Below are 17,378 nucleotides of genomic sequence, written 5' to 3' on the forward strand. Positions count from 1 at the left end.
GAAGTATAGGCTCAGAGGAAGGGGACTTCTCACGGAAACATGTTAAATGAACATACAGGAAGTCAATGGGCGTCGGTAGTATACCGGCGTCCTTTTTCAATAATTATTACGGCAGCAATCCTCTTCCCTCCTTTTGACCCCTCCCTATCTCCTTCTGAACGTATGGATACAAAGTGGACAATTAATCCATCCTATCATACACTGTGAGTTGACTTTCGGTTTTAAAAAAACAGAAATTAGAAAGGTATCCCATTCATGTATAAAGTGGCCATATGCGATGATGAGCAGCAGCAAAGAGAGCTTGTAAAAAATATGCTGATTTCATTATCGGTCAAGACGAATTTAAACTTTGAAATTGAGATGTTCAGCTCCGGAGAAGAACTGGCTGCCTATTATGAGAACAATAACCCCTCCTTCCATATTTTAATCTTGGATGTTGAAATGAATGGCATCAACGGCATTCAAACCGCCAGAAAAATAAGGAGCTTGAAGAACGTGGATGAGCAAATTATTTTTTTGACCAGCTACCCTGAGTATATGCTGGAAAGCTTTGATGTGGTGACCTATCAGTATTTAATCAAACCGGTAGCACCCCATATTTTTGAAGAAAAAATAGTAAAGCTGCATCAGTACTTTCAATCTCTGGATCAAAAATTTCTTGTCATTAAGTCCGCTTATGAAGAAGTGATTTTAAAACATGATGAGATTATTGCCATTGAAGCTGCCAAAAGCTTAACGATAAAAAATAAATTGCATTTTGTAACCCAGAATCAAACCTATGAGAGCAAAGGCATTATTTCGAACTATGCTTCAGCACTCAAGGATTTTCATTTTCTGCAAATTCATCGCTCCATTATTATCAATCTGCTTCATGTCAAAAAATTTGCCGGAGGCAAGGTATTCATGTCAAATGCAATGGAATTGCCCATAGGGCGCTCGAAAATCAAGGAAGTAAAAGATACCTATACCAAATTTATGGTCACTGAGATGAGTTGATATGATGGATTACGGATTATTGCTGCTGAATTTTCTTGTTTCACTCATCATGTGCTGGCAGCTGAATTATTATTATAATTCGGTTTTGGGCAAGTCCAACAAGAAGGCCAACAGTATGGTGTATCTGCTTATTTTCGGGATACTGGATTTGCTGTACTTATGTATCGAATTGCCTGCTATAGTCTCTTCCATTTGTGCATTAATGATTATCTTCACTCTGGCTCAAGCTTATCATGTGGAATTAAAATTAAAGATCATTTTCTCAACACTTTACGCCGTATTGTTTACTCTGGTTAACTTTATATCTTCTTATATGCTATACGATGTGGAAGTTATATTCAGCAGTCTGCATAACATGAAAGAAGGACGATTGCTGTTTTCCAAAATTTCGCTGATCAGCAGCATTTTTATGTTTCCTCTTGTTCAGATCATACGCCTGATTGCCAAACGAAGAAGCTTCCCCATCCATGCCCGTTATTACCTGTTATTTCTGATCGTTCCGCTGGTGAGCATTTTCCAGGGCAATGTGTTGTCATTTTATAGTGAAAAAAACATGTATTATTTCATATCCATTCTCGGGCTTTTGTTATTAAATATATTGATTGTATATATATTTGATAATATTGTAGAGAAATTCCAATTGATTCACCAGAATGCCCAACTGCAAAATCAGATGGATTATCAGGATGCCAACTATGAGAAAACGGTGCACAGCTTTAAAAACATTAAAAGAATCATTCATGATACGAACCAGCAGTTTTTGTATATCGAGGAATGTATCAAAAGAAACGAGCTCGAACAGGCGCGTGAGCACATTAAAGTTACATTAAATAAAATTGAAGACGCCTATCATAGAGTGAATACTGGCAATCTGGTGATCGACGCCCTGGTTACGAATACGCTGAATATCGGACAGGCAAACGGCATTAAAATAGATACAAAACTCAGTTTAGCCATGCAAGATATTCATATTGAACGGTACGACTTATGTGTCGTTTTGGGCAACATGCTGGATAATGCGATAGAAGCATCCAAAAAGATCAAAATCGCGGATGACAGGTATATGCTTATTAAAATCCATTCCAATGAGTCTGCCCTCTTCCTTCACATCCTCAATCATGTGGAAAAAGAGGCCGCCCCTTTGCAGAGCCAAAAAGCAAATCCGGAATTTCATGGACTTGGCTTGACCAATATATCAAGAATATGTGATAAGTACGGCGGGAACATGACGATTGAGGTGAAAAATAAAGTATTTAATAACATGGTTGTACTGCCTTTTCATACGAACAATCCCTAAGCCTTCTGTCGTTTGGGGATTGTTTTTTGCGTTTGAGGGTCTTCTTGCCCTTCCTGCTCCTTGTTGAATGTATGCTGAAAGCAGCTATTCATTTAAGAGCATACAAGGAGGAAAAAGAAATTGAAAAAAATAGGGATTACACTTATCGCTGTAATGCTTGTGCTGCTGCAGGTGCCCTGGGCTTCTGGGGCTTCGGCCGAAGGCAATGATGATACGGTTGCAGAGAAAGCCCGCAAGCTGGCTGCGGCACTCATATCCGATTATGGGGTTAGTTCCGTTCAATATGCCATACTGGATAACGGTGCAATTACCTTATCCGATAGCGCAGGAGTAAATGGCAAGGAAGCCGATGATTCCATTAATAAAGATACGATGTATGCCATTGGTTCTGTCAGCAAGATGTATTCAGCTGCCGCAACGATGATGCTGGTTGATGCCGGCAAGGTCGATATTGATCAGCCGCTTACGACCTATATCAAGGATTTTAAAATGGCGGATGAAAGATACAAGCAGATTACACCGCGGATGCTGCTCAATCACTCGTCAGGTCTTTATGGTTCCCATTATAAAAACAGTATGTTATTCGATGACAATTCCACAGAAAAGCATGATGAGCTATTGGCAAAGCTGCAGTCTGAGCGTTTAAAATCGAACCCTGGTGAATACTCCGTTTACACCAATGACGGATTTCAGCTGCTGGAACTTCTGGTTGAACGTGTGAGTGGGTTGACATACAGCGAATTCCTAGCGACTCATATCAGTAAACCGTTGAATTTAAATTTCACCAAAACACCGCTTGATTCATTTGACAGACAGCAGCTGGCCAAAACATATTTTCCTGGAATTGAGGGTCCCCTGCCTGTTGAAAATCCCAATATTCTCGGGACAGGCGGTCTTTACTCTACAGCAGAAGAGTTGACCAAATTTTCTGAAGTCTTAATGGGCCAGAAGCCGGATATTTTATCCAAGCAATCGGCGGCTGCCATGGGAAGTCCCGAATACCGGAAAGGAGTCTGGGTTCCTGAAGAGAGAAATATTTATAATTACGGGCTCGGCTGGGATGCGGTTGAATTGGCTCCGTTCAGTGATTATGGCATCACTGCTTTAAACAAAGGCGGGGATACCATAATGTACCACTCTGCCCTGATTTCCTTACCCGAGCATCATTTGTCAATAGCAGTCATTTCTGCCGGCGGATCTTCAATTTATGATACGATATTTGCTTCTAATATTTTGCAGGAGGTTTTAAAGGAGAAAGGCATTATTAAAGATATCACTCCTCCAAAAACAGCTACACCTCCTGTAAAAGTGGATATGCCCGCAGATTTGGCCGCTAATTCAGGCTTATACGGAACCGTTGGTGCAACCATACATGTGAATATTCAAAACGGGGAGTTTGAGCTGCCTGGTCTGATGAGTGACATGATACCAGCCCAGAAATATGTTTATACAGGCAACAGCCGCTTCACCAGCAGTGACGGCAGTGCTGAAGTAAGCTTTGAGAAACAAACCAATGGAAAAACCTATATCAAAGCGAATGTGCTTTTGGACTTCCCGGGTTTGGGTCAAACTGAAGCGGTGTATTATGAATATCAAAAGCTGGACGATAACCCTGTAAATGATTCTGTGAAAAAGGCATGGGGAGATAGAAATAATAAGAAATACTATGCCCTGGATGAAAAAATAAATTCACTATTTTATTTGGTGCCTACAGCAATTTTAATAAAAAATATAGCTGTTGATACAGGTTATGCCAGCGGTACTAGAATTGTAGATGAAAACCATGCTGTCAATGCCGTCGAAATACCTGTGATGAACGGGAGAGATACATTTGATTTGAATTTTTACAAAAAAGATAACTCGGAGTACTTGCAGTCGGGTGATCAACACTTTATTCGTGAGGATGCTATTAAACCGCTGCCTGCTGCGGAAACATCCCAATATACAGTATCGTCCAATGGATTTGCGCAATGGTTTAAAATAGACGAAAGCACGGCGAATAAGACGATGACTGTTGACTTTTCAAAAACCGGCGGCTTCGCCGTCTATGACGAAAACGGAACGGTTGTACACTTATCAAGAGTAAGTTCTGAGCATTCCGTAACCCTTCCAAAAGGCGGTTTGATCGTATTTGTCGGCAATGCGGGAGATGTCTTTAAAGTGAAGTTGAACAATTAATTAGTTAAACGGGCGAACCGCCAACGCTTTCTTCCGCGTTGACGGTTCGCCCGTCTTTTGTCCTTTTGCAAGATGCACTTTCCGGGATATTTAGTTAAACCCGCCGTTTACACGAATCGTCTGTCCTGTTATCCAACGGGCTTTGTCGCTGACGAGCAGGTCGATCACATTAGCGATGTCCTCCGGTTCCCCGAGTCTTCCAAACGCGTTCATTTTGCGGAACGAATTAACCAGCTCCTCTGATTTGCCGTTCAGGAACAGCTCAGTCGCCACTTGTCCAGGCGCAACACAGTTAATGATGATGTCCTTCGGACCGAATTCCTTGGCCAACTGACGGGTCAACTGCTCGACCGCCCCTTTCGTTGCGGCGTAGACGCTGTACCCCGGGAGCATCGCACCTGACACAGAGGTCGAGAAGTTGATGATCGTCCCGCCTTGTGCCATATGCTTCATCGCTTGCTGGCAGGCGAAATAAGTTCCCTTCACATTGATCTCGAAATGGCGGTCAAACATCTCCTCTGTCACGTCAGGGATCGTCACGGTTTCCATAATGCCGGCATTATTGACCAGAATGTCCACGTGCCCGAGACGCTCAAGCGTTTCCGAGAATAAAGCTTCTACCTCACTTATCTTGCCTACATTGGCGCGAATGGCAACGGCGTCGCCGCCGGATTGCTCAATCTCCTTTACAACCTCGTCCGCTTTCCCTTGATTCGAGGAATAGTTGACGACCACCTTCGCTCCGGCTTGAGCCAGTTGAAGGGCGATTTGCCGTCCGATACCACGCGATGCACCTGTTACGATTGCAACTTTTCCATTCAAACTCATTATTGTTCTCTCCTTTATCTTCTCATTTCGGCCGATCAATTACCGCCGTGTTCGACCTTGCACATTCATTGTATTAAATACCGGAATGAATCTGTTAGAACATATCTGTTCGATCCTTGCCTAATTCTCTTCGGTTTCGTTAATATTAGAGTAACTATTACTTCTCCTGAAAGGAGTCGGCAAACATTGGACAATACGAATGAATCACTTCGCATGGAACAGGCCTTGCAGCAGTTGGCGCTCCTGATAAGCCGCCATGCTCCTTCGAACGGCACGCATCAAACAGCCGTGCCTTCTTTGAAGCTGATGTATGCTGCACAGCCGTCAGAGCCCATGGAATCTGTATATAAACCATCCATTTGCGTCGTGGCGCAAGGGGCGAAAATGGCTCTGTTAGCTGACGAAACCTATCGCTATGATCCTTCATCTTATCTGGTCACTTCCGTTGAACTGCCGATCATCGGCAGAATCATTGAAGCCTCCCCGGAAATCCCGTATTTAAGCTTGAAGCTCAGCTTCGACGCCGACGTCATCCTGGACATCGTGAAGGAGATGAATGATCCCGAACTCATTCCCGTGGAAGCCAGCCGCGGTATCACCGTGAGCAGGACGTCTCCCGAATTGCTCGAAGCCCTCGTACGGCTCATACAGCTGCTCGATGCACCCCAGGACATTCCGATCATTTCGCCGCTCGTCATCCGCGAAATTCTGTATCGGGTGCTGCAAAGCGAACAAGGCGTGCTCTTTCATCAATTCGCGATCAGCGGCAGCCATGCTCATAACATCGCTCAAGCGATCCAGCTGATTAATCGTCAGTACAACCGGCCGCTTCTGGTCGAGCAGCTTGCAAAATCCGTAAATATGAGCACGTCTGCGTTTCATAAGCATTTCAAGCGCGTCACGGCGATGAGCCCGCTGCAATACCAGAAAACAGTGCGCTTGCAGGAAGCCCGGCGCTTGATGCTGACGGAAAGCGTGCAAGCCACCGAGGCGGCCTACCGTGTAGGCTATGAGAGCCCGTCCCAATTCAGCCGGGAATATGCCCGCATGTACGGACGACCGCCGATGGTGGATGTTCAGGAGCTTCGCGGCACGATTGCAGGCACCTATGTGCTAGGCTGATTTTTTCAATGAATAACAGCCGGACCAAGCCTGCAGAGACAAGAATAGGGCTCTGACGATTGGCGTCGAGTCCCTGTTCTTAATATGTCCTGTTTATGTTCATTTACGCCCCAGTACCGAAACTACAGCTTTACGAATTTCTTCGTAACCGGTGCATCTGCAGATGTTGGACTGCAGCCAATCCGTAATCGTTGTCTGATCGGCATCAGGATGAATTCGTGCAAGTGCATGGATATTCATAATAAAACCCGGGGTGCAGTAACCGCACTGGAAAGCGAACTTTTCCACAAATTCTTTTTGAACCTCCGTATCGTGAAGCCCTTCAATCGTCGTCACTTTTTTGCCTGCTGCCTCGACAGCCAGCATAAGACATGATTTCATCGGCAGGCCATCGACGAGCACCGTGCATGTACCGCAGTCACCGTTCCGGCAGCCCGGTTTGGCACCGGTAAGACCAAAGGATTCCCGCAATGTATCCAACAGCAGATCGGCAGAACGGATGGTGGCGGTCCGCATTTCCCCGTTCACGTCCAGATCCAGCACAATGCGGGAACGATTCATATCTGTCATCTTATTCCGCCCCCAATGCTCTCAGCGAATCTTCCAAAGCAAGTTTCAGGATCAGCTCCCGATATTCCGCTGAAGCTTTAATGTCACTTAAGACAGGTGCCGGCAGCAGCGTGCTGACCTGATCAATCCTTTCTTTCAGAGGTATTCCACGTTCATTTAACCGGCCTTCTATGGCTGCGGAACGGAAAGGAAAAGCGCACACACCGCTGAATGCGACACGAATTCCGGAGTTTACGCGAATGGCAGCTATGGTTACGATCGGATAATCGATGGCTGCGACTTTTCGTTTTTTTATTGTTATATGGGGCAATCTCGCATAGCTGTCATCCGTGACCGATTGTACAAGAAGTTCTCCCCTTCGTAGCTGAAGAGTACGATCAAACACTTGAGCGATCGGCGCTTGCCTGATCCCGGCGGGACCGGCGATACGCACTTCGCTATCGGTCAGCAATAGAGGAAGCACTGCTTCACGGTATATGAACTGTCCGCAAATATTGCCGCCAAACGTAATTTTATTACGTGAGGTGCGGTCGGCAACACCGGCCCCTGTCTCTCCAAGCAGTGGAAACACCCTGGAATCGTAAAGCTCGGACAGCGTCAGCGCTGAACCGAGAATCAGCTTATGCTCCTGAACAGACATGGCGCGGCATTCGGGAATGCCTTTTAAATCAATCACAGCTCCGGTTACCGTTTTGTTGAGTCTGCCCATAGTGATGATTTCCGTTCCGCCGGACCAATAAAGCGGCATTTTACGCTGTATGTCCAATTGCTGAAAAAGGGTGACAGCTTCATGAATGGAAGCCGGCCTATAATATTCAAAGTCATAGGGGATCATTCGCAGCCCTCATTTTTGTTCTCCAGATCGTTTCCGGGAAAAGAGGCAATTGATTCAGCTGCACTTCTGTGGCTCGTGATAAGGCGCTGGCCAATGCGGCCGGTATTCCGATCAACCCGTGCTCGCCCAGCGCACGGCTGCCGAATGGTCCATCAAGGCACGGATTCTCGATAAATTCAACAACATACTCAGGGTTCTCACCATAACGGATTAGTGGGTAATCCCGAAGCGTAGGGTTATAAATGGCGCCGCTATCGCTGAACAGATATGTTTCCCGGTTGGCAAAGCTTAGCCCCATGGACATCGCGCCCATCACCTGGCCTAACGCCCCTTTCGGATTCAGCACCTTGCCCGCATCATTAACGGAAATCGCTTTGAGGAGCTTGTAGGAATAATCCCTTGTATCAAGCTCAATTTCCACAGCTTGGGCCCCCACGTTCCATTCCGGACCCGGCGTACCTTCACCGGTTACCGGATTCATATGATTCATTCGCCGCTGGATATAATGTCCTCGACCTATGATTTGTCCGCCGATGGAATTTCCGTTTGGATACGTGTAGCCATAACAAATGTCTCTTACTTTGACGTTAATACTCGGATCAGCCCGGACATACACATGCTCCCATCCAAGTTCCAGATCGTCCGGGTCTGCCCTCAGCACACAAGCAGCAATGTTCAGCAGCTGCCTGATCGCATCATCCGCTGCTTTGAGGACCGCACGGCCTGCCAGAAAAGTGCCGCGGCTTCCCACCGTTTTCCAATGCTCAGGGGTGATTTCGGTATTCACCTTGAATTTCACGTGGATTTTATCCGCACTCATCTTCATCCGTTCCGCCAGCATTTGCGCAAGAACTGTTTTAGTGCCGGTGCCAATCTCCACAACTCCCGTTTCCAGATTCAGGCTGCCGTCCGGATTGAAGGAAATGATCGCTCCCGAGGTGGCATTGGGGTCAAAAGAGGAATTTTTCCAAAAGCAGCTGATGCCCTTGGCCCGGATCTTATGCGCATCCACCTGCCTCACCTTCCATTCATCCCAGCCGGAAAGCGCATGCAAGCGCTGCATGCAGGTTTTGATATCCCCCAAATTGCTGCTAGTCAGCATATCTCTGGTGGGAGCGGTATCGCCGGGGACAGCGATATTGCGCATCCGCAGCTCCCAGGGGTCCATGCCCAGCTTTTCCGCCAACGTATCTATCGCTCTCTCTATCGCAAATGTCAGTTCTGCATGCCCGTATCCCCTGAATGCCGAGGCATAGGGATGGTTCGTGTAAAGTGTAAAGCAATCGCAATGCAAATGTCTGATCGAATATGGTCCCGAGCAGTCTGCCAAAGCAGCACGAGCAACGTCGCTTGATTTATCGTTATAGGCACCGCCGTCAAACCGGTATACGATATGGGCCGCGATGATTTTGCCTTGCAGCGTGCTGCCCAGCCTGATCGTGGCGTCAAGCCCGATATGTCCCGGCGAGGTCAGCATGTCTTCTTCCCGTGTGTTGATGATTTTGACTTTGCGGCCACCCACCGCCCGTGAGGCCAAATAAGCGATCAGCTCCAGCTGAATGGCAGCCTTGCCGCCATAGCCGCCACCGACCAACGGAGCGGTGACCACGATCCAACCGGGATCAATATTGAAAAACCTGCCCAGGTATTTCTTGATTGCAAAAGGGGCCTGAGTCGATGATTCGATATGTACGTGGCCTTCTGGCCTGATTTCTGCGATAGCGCTCCGCGTTTCCATCGCCGCATGGTCCGATGGCGTAAATGAAACTGAATTTTCGATAATCACTTCACTCGTTCTCCAACCCTCATTCAGGTCACCCTTGCGAAGCTTGTTTATACAGGCTATGTTGGTTCCAGGGATCGGTATAACCCCTTGAGCTTTTTCATACTGGGCTAATCTTTCGTGAATGAGCGGAGCATCTTGCCGTAAAGCATCCGCAGGGGAGTTCACCACCGGCAGCGGCTCATATCGGACCCGGATCGAATCCGCCGCGCGTTTGGCCTGCACTTCGGTATCGGCGATCACCACAGCCACGGCTTCTCCGTAAAATCGTACTCGGTCTCTGGCGAGGATAGGCCGATCGCGGATTTCTTCTCCTGTAAGAACATCGCTGGCCGCACCGGTCAAAATGGCCCGGACGCCCGGTACCTGCCTGGCTTCAACCGTATCTATGCCGATAATCCGCGCATGCGCGTACGGGCTGATTGCCATCCGGGCATGAAGCATGCGCGTATCCGTACGATCCCCCGTATATAAAGCGGCCCCCGTCACTTTATCCCATGACTCTTTTTTCGGAACACTTTTACCGATCACCTCCAAAGCTCCCGCTCCTTTCGAAGGCTATCCTGTGCAGTTTCCACAATACTGAATTATACGAACCAGGAAGATTCGTTATGCTCCTGAACGGAAAAAAGGCACTCCAATATGGAATGCCGGGAATTAAGACAATCGATGAAGCTGCTTAAGAAAAGCGGACGTTTCGGTATATATTGCTGCTGAATATCGTTGAAGTTCGTCTAGCTCAATTTGCATTGGCGGCGGCTCAAGCGAGGCAGCGGAAAGATCAGCCGCTTCCGGGGTTGGGCTGCTCCAATATGAGCCAATCCTTCTTAGGAAGTTGGCCCATTGTTTTCGCTCGGGTTCCAATAGCGTTCCTGTGGAGTTCCATTCTGCAGCAATAGTCACTGTTCTTTCCAAGCAGTCAGCTCCCTGCTTCATCAAGGCGACTCGATTTTGATTATTCTGCAGCAAAGAATGGCTAGATTGTGCAGTCAGATTGATCTTGGTGCTTTCATCTGCCTTCTCCATTTGTTTTTCTGCCTGGAACAGCTTTTTTTGAAACATTTGCAGCTCTGATTGAACAGCATTTTTTTGATCTTCCGGACATCCGTTCTGTATCCAGGCAGCCGCCTCGGTGAACCGCTCCGATAAACTTTTCATTAAAACAAGCGTCCTGCTGTCCGCCTGTTTGACCAGATTCGGCGGGTAAATGATCATATGCACGGCGAGTCCAACGGCAACACCAATAAACGTGTCGCGGATTCGGTCCAGCCCGTAATGGTCTGATTGCTTTTGCAGCGCAAAAACGAGCAAGACACTTAACGCCACTTGTTGAATAACGCTTTCTTTCCTATCGATCAGCAAGGAAATTGCGGAAACGAGGGCAAGCAGCAAAGCAAGTGTCCAGCCATTTAAGGCCATCCTGTCGGCGGCCCATAAGGTCAATGCAACGCCGAGAACAGTCCCGAGCAGCCGGTGAAGCGAGAAACGGATGGATTGAAAAATAGTCGTTTGCAGACATAAAATAGCCGACAGCGGCGCGAGGTAAGGATGCTTTGAGCCAGCCAGTTTTGCAATCTCCCATGCGATTCCGGAAGCTGCAGACATTTTTATGATGAACACAATAAGATTGCCAATGGTTCGTACTTTTACCTTGGTTGATTGGGTCAATACACGCACTCCACTTCGCTAAATTTTGACAAATGTAGAATGCGGCATCTGCTTTGTTTTTATGTATAAACATTCCATGGCTGGTTTGTTGTTGTAACCTCTTCCCCCGACTCGATAGCCCTCTGCATCATGATCGATAAATATTGATCCTGCAGCGCCTCCTCCAAATCATAACAGGGCGGTCCGCCCTGCACGTAATCTCCCATCTTCATCATGCTTGTCGCAATGGCAATCTCATCGTCGGACAGACGCCCGGGAACGAACGGATTTTCATATATCCATTCATCGTTGGCTGTAATTCCGCGGTGGTAATAACCTTCCAGGTTACCGTTATGACCTGTATCGACTCTGCGGAACTCACCGTACAAAGGTGTCCGGAAATCCCTCAGATACCGGAACGTTTCGTCCGTCACTTCTCCGTGGCTTCCGCGTACGACCACACGGTTTTTGCGAATCCATGAACGATACTGCTCCCCGGTAAAATCAAACAGGGCGAGCTTGTCACCGAAGCGGAGTGTTGCAATATCCTGAACTGATTCGCCAATTTCTTCACTTTCCGAAAGCCCGTTACGGCCCGGTCCTTTCACGATCCTGGACGTAAACCGCTGCCCCCGGATGGTGGCTTTCTCCCAGCCAATCCCCAGCAGCTGCCGGATCAGACTGATGCCATGGTAGCCATGAGCAGCCGATACCTGCACCTGAGAAACTTCACCCAGTTTGCCTGAATTCACAAAGGAGATGCGTGCGGCATGCATTGGCTGATACAAATATTGCTCGGCCACCTGTACACGCCCTTTCAGCTCGCGCAGCGACTCGTACAGGGCAATCATACCCGGGATATCCGGTGCCGGGGGTGTTTCCGTCAAGACCGGAATCCCCCTTTCCGCCAGCTCCAGTATGCAAAGCGGAACGGCCTCTTTTGAAACAGAAACGACCGCAAAAGCAAGCGATCCGCTTGATGCAAAAGTATCCATATCACGATAGGTTTTTACGCCCCATTCGTTTTCGATCTCTCGTCCGCGTTCCTCGTCCCGGACAAGCATTGCCCGAACAGCAAATCGCTGTGGCAGCGCTTTCGCGATCCGTAAATAAAAATCGGCCCTCCATCCTCTGCCGACAATCCCAAATTCTATTTTAGACATAACCTCTCTCTCCTTCGCCTTCTCTTTCTTTTGTTCTGCCCATCTTAAAGGCAAGATTTGTTGCTGTAATTCAGATCACTCTTACATTATCATTCTGTGTTGGAGCTTTTCAAGAACACTCTACTTATTGTCGAACGTGCTGTCTATCACGCTGCTCTATTACGTGAATACGTAAAAAAAAAGCCTCTTGTTTGAGGCTTTTTTTACGTAAAGCTTCAAGCGTATCTCTTCCTGAGAAACATCAAGTAAACATACTTTTACTCTTTGACATTGCAGCGTTATACTAAAGCACCCGTAAAAGTGATGGCTCCGATCGCATTCGCTGTACCTGTCACCGTCAACGCAACTAGTGAATAACTAATATTTCCTGTACCGGGAGTCAAATCTACATGATTGGCACTGCTGTTAACAAAGGTGTTATTTGCGCTTGCATGATGATTGATGCTAAATATAACAGTTGCTCCTCGGAGGATTTGTAATTGAATGGCCGAATCACCCGCTGTTGACTGCCAGCCGACAATTCCGGTTAACCAAACCCTGGTTCCTGCTGTAACTCCTGTTATTGTGATCGTTTTTAATGTTGTTGGGGTCGCGGTCAACGCAATTGCTGAACTCCCCGTAGTGTTTGGCGAGTTCTCGGATACTTGAAATTGGCTAAAAAGTCCAGCCGCCCCGGTAGCTCCTGTAGATCCAGTCGCGCCTGTTGGTCCAGTCGGTCCGGTTGCGCCTGTTGATCCGGTCGCACCCGTCGATCCGGTTGGCCCTGTTGATCCGGTCGCACCCGAAGGTCCAGTTGGCCCTGTTGATCCGGTGGCGCCTGTTGGTCCAGTCGCACCCGAGGGTCCAGTTGCGCCTGTTGATCCGGTCGGCCCTGTTGATCCGGTCGCACCCGAGGGTCCGGTCGGCCCTGTTGATCCGGTTACGCCCGAAGGTCCAGTTGCGCCTGTTGGTCCAGTCGGCCCCGTCGGTCCAGTCGCGCCCGAAGATCCGGTTGGCCCTGTTGGTCCGGTCGCGCCCGAAGGTCCGGTTGGCCCTGTTGGTCCGGTTGCGCCTGTTGATCCGGTTGCGCCTGTTGGTCCGGTCGCGCCCGAAGGTCCGGTTGGCCCTGTTGATCCAGTCGCGCCCGAGGGTCCCGTTGCTCCTGTTGATCCAGTCGCGCCTGTTGATCCGGTTGCGCCTGTTGATCCAGTCGCGCCCGTCGGTCCGGTTGCCCCTGTTGGTCCGGTCGCACCCGAGGGTCCGGTTGGCCCTGTTGATCCAGTCGCGCCCGAAGGTCCAGTTGCTCCTGTTGGTCCAGTCGGCCCCGTCGGTCCGGTTGCGCCTGTTGATCCGGTTGATCCGGTTGCGCCCGAGGGTCCAGTTGCGCCTGTTGGTCCAGTCGCACCCGAGGGTCCAGTTGCTCCTGTTGATCCGGTTGCGCCAGTTGGTCCAGTCGGCCCCGTCGGTCCGGTTGGCCCCGTATCTCCCGTCGCGCCCGTCGATCCAGTCGGCCCAGTTGCTCCTGTTGGTCCGGTCGGCCCTGTTGATCCGGTCGCGCCCGAGGGTCCAGTTGGCCCTGTTGGTCCGGTCGGCCCCGTCGGTCCGGTTGCGCCTGTTGATCCAGTCTCACCCGTCGGCCCCGTACCCCCAGTTGCTCCTGTCGTTCCGGTCGCTCCCGTATCTCCAGTTACGCCTGTTGGTCCCGTCGCACCCGTTGGCCCAGTCGGCCCAGTCGTGCCGGTTGGCCCTGTATCTCCAGTGGCGCCTGTGTCTCCAGTGGCCCCGGTCGCTCCGGTCGCGCCTGTTGCTCCGGTTGCTCCGGTTGCTCCCGTCGGCCCCGTACTTCCAGTGGCTCCCGTTGCGCCTGTTGGTCCCGTTACGCCCGTATCTCCAGTGACTCCCGTAGATCCTGTCGCTCCGGTCGCACCCGACGGTCCGGTCGGTCCCGTTGCTCCGGTTGGCCCTGTTGGTCCGGTACCGCCCGTTGGTCCAGTATCCCCCGTAGCACCTGTTTCTCCCGTATCTCCAGTCGGCCCGGTGGCACCGGTTGCTCCAGTCGCCCCTGTCGAGCCCGTTGGCCCAGTCGCACCCATCGTGCCTGTTGTCCCCGTGGCGCCTGTGTCTCCAGTCGGCCCTGTTGATCCGGTGGCGCCCGATGGTCCCGTTGCCCCCGTCTCGCCCGTTGAGCCGGTCTCTCCAGTGGCTCCCGTCGCCCCTGTTGGCCCTGTAGGTCCAGTCTCGCCCGAAGGTCCTGTTGGTCCAGTCGATCCAGTTGCCCCTGTCGGTCCCGTTGGCCCAGTCGCTCCCGTCGCGCCTGTTGTCCCCGTGGCTCCTGTGTCTCCCGTCGGCCCCGTACCCCCAGTTGCTCCTGTTGATCCGGTTGCTCCAGTCGGTCCCGTATCTCCAGTTACGCCTGTTGATCCAGTTGGTCCGGTCGGTCCCGTACTTCCAGCGGCTCCCGTTGCGCCTGTTGGTCCCGTTACGCCCGTATCTCCAGTGGCTCCCGTCGTTCCTGTCGCTCCGGTCGTACCCGACGGTCCTGTCGGTCCCGTTGGCCCTGTTGGTCCGGTATCGCCCGTTGATCCAGTAGCTCCCGTCGATCCGGTCACTCCGGTCGGCCCCGTATCTCCAGTCGTACCCGTTGGTCCATTTGGTCCGGTTGCGCCTGTCGGTCCCATCGGCCCTGTTGCGCCAGTTGCCCCAGTTTCTCCAGTCTCGCCCGTTGGTCCGGTCGCCCCTGTCGAGCCCGTTGGCCCAGTCGCTCCCGTCGCGCCTGTTGTCCCCGTGGCTCCTGTGTCTCCCGTCGGCCCCGTACCCCCAGTCGCTCCTGTCGTTCCGGTCGGGCCCATATCTCCCGGTGATCCAGTCGGCCCTGTTGATCCGGTAGCACCCGACGGTCCGGTCGCTCCAGTTGCGCCCGTATCACCAACTGGTCCAGTTGCCCCGGTTGGTCCGGTAGCTCCCGTCGATCCAGTCCCGCCCGTTGGCCCTGTATCTCCAGTGGCACCTGTTGACCCAGTCGATCCTGTTGCTCCGATCGGGCCCGTATCTCCCGGTGGTCCAGTCGGCCCTGTTGATCCGGTGGCGCCCGATGGTCCCGTTGCCCCCGTCTCGCCTGGTGAGCCGGTCTCTCCAGTGGCTCCCGTCGATCCAGTTGCCCCTGTTGGTCCGGTCGCTCCCGTATCTCCAGTGACGCCTGTTGGTCCCGCCGCACCCGTTGGCCCAGTCGGCCCAGCCGTGCCGGTTGGCCCTGTATCTCCAGTGGCGCCTGTGTCTCCAGTGGTCCCCGTCGCTCCGGTCGCGCCTGTTGCTCCGGTCACTCCGGTCGGTCCCGTATCTCCCGTAGATCCTGTCGTGCCGGTTGGTCCAGTAGCTCCCGTCGCTCCGGTCACTCCGGTCGGCCCTGTTGATCCGGTCGCACCCGAGGGTCCAGTTGCTCCTGTTGGTCCAGTCGGCCCTGTATCTCCAGTGACGCCTGTTGACCCAGTCGCACCCGCCAGCCCAGTCGCTCCTGTTGCTCCGATCGGGCCCGTATCTCCCGGTGGTCCAGTCGGCCCTGTTGATCCGGTGGTGCCCGATGGTCCAGTCGGCCCCGACGGTCCGGTTGCGCCTGTTGCTCCGGTTGCTCCAACATCACCTGTTGGCCCAATCGGTCCGGTGACTCCAGTTGCTCCAGTCGGTCCCGTACTTCCAGTGGCTCCCGTAGATCCTGTCGTTCCTGTCGCTCCGGTAGCACCCAACGGTCCGGTCGGTCCCGTTGGCCCGGTTGCGCCCGTATCACCAACTGGTCCAGTAGCTCCCGTCGCTCCGGTCACTCCGGTCGGCCCTGTATCTCCAGTCGCACCCGTTGGTCCATTTGGTCCGGTTGCGCCTGTCGGTCCCATCGGCCCAGTTGCGCCAGTTTCTCCAGTCTCGCCAGTTGGTCCAGTCGCCCCTGTCGAGCCCGTTGACCCAGTCGCTCCCGTCGTGCCTGTTGTCCCCGTGGCTCCTGTGTCTCCCGTCGGCCCCGTATCTCCCGTCGCACCCGTTGATCCAGTTGGTCCGGTGGCTCCTACTGCTCCAGTGTCTCCCGTCGTTCCCGTAACTCCAGTTGCGCCCGTCGCGCCTGTTGGTCCCGTCGATCCAGTAGGTCCGGTTGCCCCGGTTGTGCCCGTATCACCAACTGGTCCCGTTGCCCCCGTCGATCCCGCTTCACCCGTTGGTCCAGTCGGGCCAGTAGGTCCGGTCGCCCCAGGATCGCTTGTCACCCCGCTGGCATCAGTCATTCCAGTCGCCACTGGATCTCCCGTAACGCCGGTTGGAGCGATTCCTCTTATTTCTTCAGCTTCGATCCTTGAATCCGCAACTCTCATCCCCTCTGCCGGTCTGATGCTGCCCGTCACCCCAGTTGAGTCTGTTACCTTTGCTGGTCTGGTTGAGCCGTGTCTTACCTCGATTGGACGCAAGACTTCAATGATTCTGGTTCTCCTGATTCCTTTCCTGCGTCTTGCAGCATCAAGTTTATCGATGTACTTTAATGCTTGATTAAGGTAGATTAGAGATTCGGCGACTTCTTTTCCAGCCGAATTTGTTCTTCTCTGTTTTATTAATCTTTTGGCGGCCCGCAGCAGTTTCATCGATGCTTTTATTTTTCTTAGACTCTTGTATTTTGGTCGTTTCGGTCTACTCATTTTTGACTCTTCCCATGTTCACTCTGTGCCTGACTTCCGTGAAACGGTCTAATTTCACGAGCACATGACCGAGCAGGGTCATCGAGCTTACAATATTTTTTTTCGCTCGTTTATACTTCCCTTCTACCAGAAGGCGCCGTGCCTTTTTCAAGCTCCGGCCAGCATCATTTAACAAAAGAATGGAACTGTGCCGTGTACTCACCTATCATCGCCCCCTCGTGTTGAATTTCCGTTTCCATTCAAAAGCGTACTGCATCCCCGAATTCACATGTATCACAATAGACTATGGTGAGGAGGCTGCTATCTACAC

The 17,378-nt window shown here is 51.3% G+C and carries 12 protein-coding genes; 4 read left to right on the plus strand and 8 right to left on the minus strand.

Features of this window, described 5'->3' with window-relative positions:
• Positions 1 to 255: 255 nt before the first annotated feature.
• From ACE5KN_RS09895 to ACE5KN_RS09905, 3 genes are all read left to right on the plus strand, one after another.
• On the plus strand, positions 256 to 996 hold the full coding sequence (locus tag ACE5KN_RS09895) for a LytR/AlgR family response regulator transcription factor (RefSeq protein ID WP_375525296.1): 741 nt from the start codon (positions 256 to 258) through the stop codon (positions 994 to 996).
• Between the two features lies 1 nt (position 997).
• Entirely contained in the window at positions 998 to 2,293 is a 1,296-nt protein-coding gene (locus tag ACE5KN_RS09900) for a GHKL domain-containing protein (protein WP_375525295.1), read from the plus strand.
• 120 nt (positions 2,294 to 2,413) lie between these two features.
• The gene (locus ACE5KN_RS09905) at positions 2,414 to 4,471 is read left to right on the plus strand and encodes a serine hydrolase domain-containing protein (RefSeq protein WP_375525294.1); all 2,058 of its coding nucleotides are present in this window, start codon (positions 2,414 to 2,416) and stop codon (positions 4,469 to 4,471) included.
• 90 nt (positions 4,472 to 4,561) lie between these two features.
• On the opposite strand, the gene ACE5KN_RS09910 is transcribed toward ACE5KN_RS09905, so the two are convergent.
• Entirely contained in the window at positions 4,562 to 5,299 is a 738-nt protein-coding gene (locus tag ACE5KN_RS09910; RefSeq protein WP_375525293.1) for an SDR family oxidoreductase, read from the minus strand.
• Positions 5,300 to 5,512: 213 nt separating this feature from the next.
• Here ACE5KN_RS09910 and ACE5KN_RS09915 point away from each other — a divergent pair, with 213 nt between their 5' ends.
• On the plus strand, positions 5,513 to 6,421 hold the full coding sequence (locus ACE5KN_RS09915) for an AraC family transcriptional regulator N-terminal domain-containing protein (RefSeq protein WP_375525427.1): 909 nt from the start codon (positions 5,513 to 5,515) through the stop codon (positions 6,419 to 6,421).
• Between the two features lie 99 nt (positions 6,422 to 6,520).
• Here ACE5KN_RS09915 and ACE5KN_RS09920 read toward each other — a convergent pair whose 3' ends face one another.
• The 7 genes from ACE5KN_RS09920 to ACE5KN_RS09950 form a co-directional block, all read right to left on the minus strand.
• Entirely contained in the window at positions 6,521 to 6,991 is a 471-nt protein-coding gene (locus ACE5KN_RS09920; RefSeq protein WP_375525292.1) for a (2Fe-2S)-binding protein, read from the minus strand.
• A 1-nt stretch (position 6,992) separates the two neighbouring features.
• Positions 6,993 to 7,826: an FAD binding domain-containing protein gene (locus ACE5KN_RS09925; protein WP_375525291.1), complete on the minus strand. Its 834-nt coding sequence runs from the start codon at positions 7,824 to 7,826 to the stop codon at positions 6,993 to 6,995.
• Positions 7,813 to 10,146: a xanthine dehydrogenase family protein molybdopterin-binding subunit gene (locus ACE5KN_RS09930; protein WP_375525290.1), complete on the minus strand. Its 2,334-nt coding sequence runs from the start codon at positions 10,144 to 10,146 to the stop codon at positions 7,813 to 7,815. The genes ACE5KN_RS09925 and ACE5KN_RS09930 overlap by 14 nt, the downstream gene beginning before the upstream one ends.
• 120 nt (positions 10,147 to 10,266) lie before the next feature.
• Positions 10,267 to 11,277, minus strand: coding sequence for an FUSC family protein (locus ACE5KN_RS09935; RefSeq protein ID WP_375525289.1), 1,011 nt, complete (start codon positions 11,275 to 11,277; stop codon positions 10,267 to 10,269).
• A 59-nt stretch (positions 11,278 to 11,336) separates the two neighbouring features.
• Positions 11,337 to 12,419 carry a Gfo/Idh/MocA family protein gene (locus ACE5KN_RS09940; RefSeq protein WP_375525288.1) on the minus strand — a complete coding sequence of 361 codons (1,083 nt, stop codon included), beginning with the start codon at positions 12,417 to 12,419 and terminating at the stop codon, positions 11,337 to 11,339.
• A 278-nt stretch (positions 12,420 to 12,697) separates the two neighbouring features.
• Positions 12,698 to 16,663: a beta strand repeat-containing protein gene (locus ACE5KN_RS09945; protein ID WP_375533080.1), complete on the minus strand. Its 3,966-nt coding sequence runs from the start codon at positions 16,661 to 16,663 to the stop codon at positions 12,698 to 12,700.
• A 397-nt stretch (positions 16,664 to 17,060) separates the two neighbouring features.
• The gene (locus tag ACE5KN_RS09950) at positions 17,061 to 17,270 is read right to left on the minus strand and encodes a hypothetical protein (protein WP_375526474.1); all 210 of its coding nucleotides are present in this window, start codon (positions 17,268 to 17,270) and stop codon (positions 17,061 to 17,063) included.
• Positions 17,271 to 17,378: the final 108 nt, after the last annotated feature.

Source organism: Paenibacillus terreus (assembly GCF_042138595.1).
Taxonomy (GTDB): domain Bacteria; phylum Bacillota; class Bacilli; order Paenibacillales; family Paenibacillaceae; genus Paenibacillus; species Paenibacillus terreus.

What these genes read in the sequence shown, in the direction of transcription:
- ACE5KN_RS09910 (WP_375525293.1), bottom strand. Translation starts at nt 5,299, where the DNA reads ATGAGTTTGAATGGAAAAGTTGCAATCGTAACAGGTGCATCGCGTGGT.
- ACE5KN_RS09920 (WP_375525292.1), bottom strand. Translation starts at nt 6,991, where the DNA reads ATGACAGATATGAATCGTTCCCGCATTGTGCTGGATCTGGACGTGAAC.
- ACE5KN_RS09940 (WP_375525288.1), bottom strand. Translation starts at nt 12,419, where the DNA reads ATGTCTAAAATAGAATTTGGGATTGTCGGCAGAGGATGGAGGGCCGAT.
- ACE5KN_RS09900 (WP_375525295.1), top strand. Translation starts at nt 998, where the DNA reads ATGATGGATTACGGATTATTGCTGCTGAATTTTCTTGTTTCACTCATC.
- ACE5KN_RS09915 (WP_375525427.1), top strand. Translation starts at nt 5,513, where the DNA reads ATGGAACAGGCCTTGCAGCAGTTGGCGCTCCTGATAAGCCGCCATGCT.
- ACE5KN_RS09925 (WP_375525291.1), bottom strand. Translation starts at nt 7,826, where the DNA reads ATGATCCCCTATGACTTTGAATATTATAGGCCGGCTTCCATTCATGAA.
- ACE5KN_RS09945 (WP_375533080.1), bottom strand. Translation starts at nt 16,663, where the DNA reads ATGACTGATGCCAGCGGGGTGACAAGCGATCCTGGGGCGACCGGACCT.
- ACE5KN_RS09895 (WP_375525296.1), top strand. Translation starts at nt 256, where the DNA reads ATGTATAAAGTGGCCATATGCGATGATGAGCAGCAGCAAAGAGAGCTT.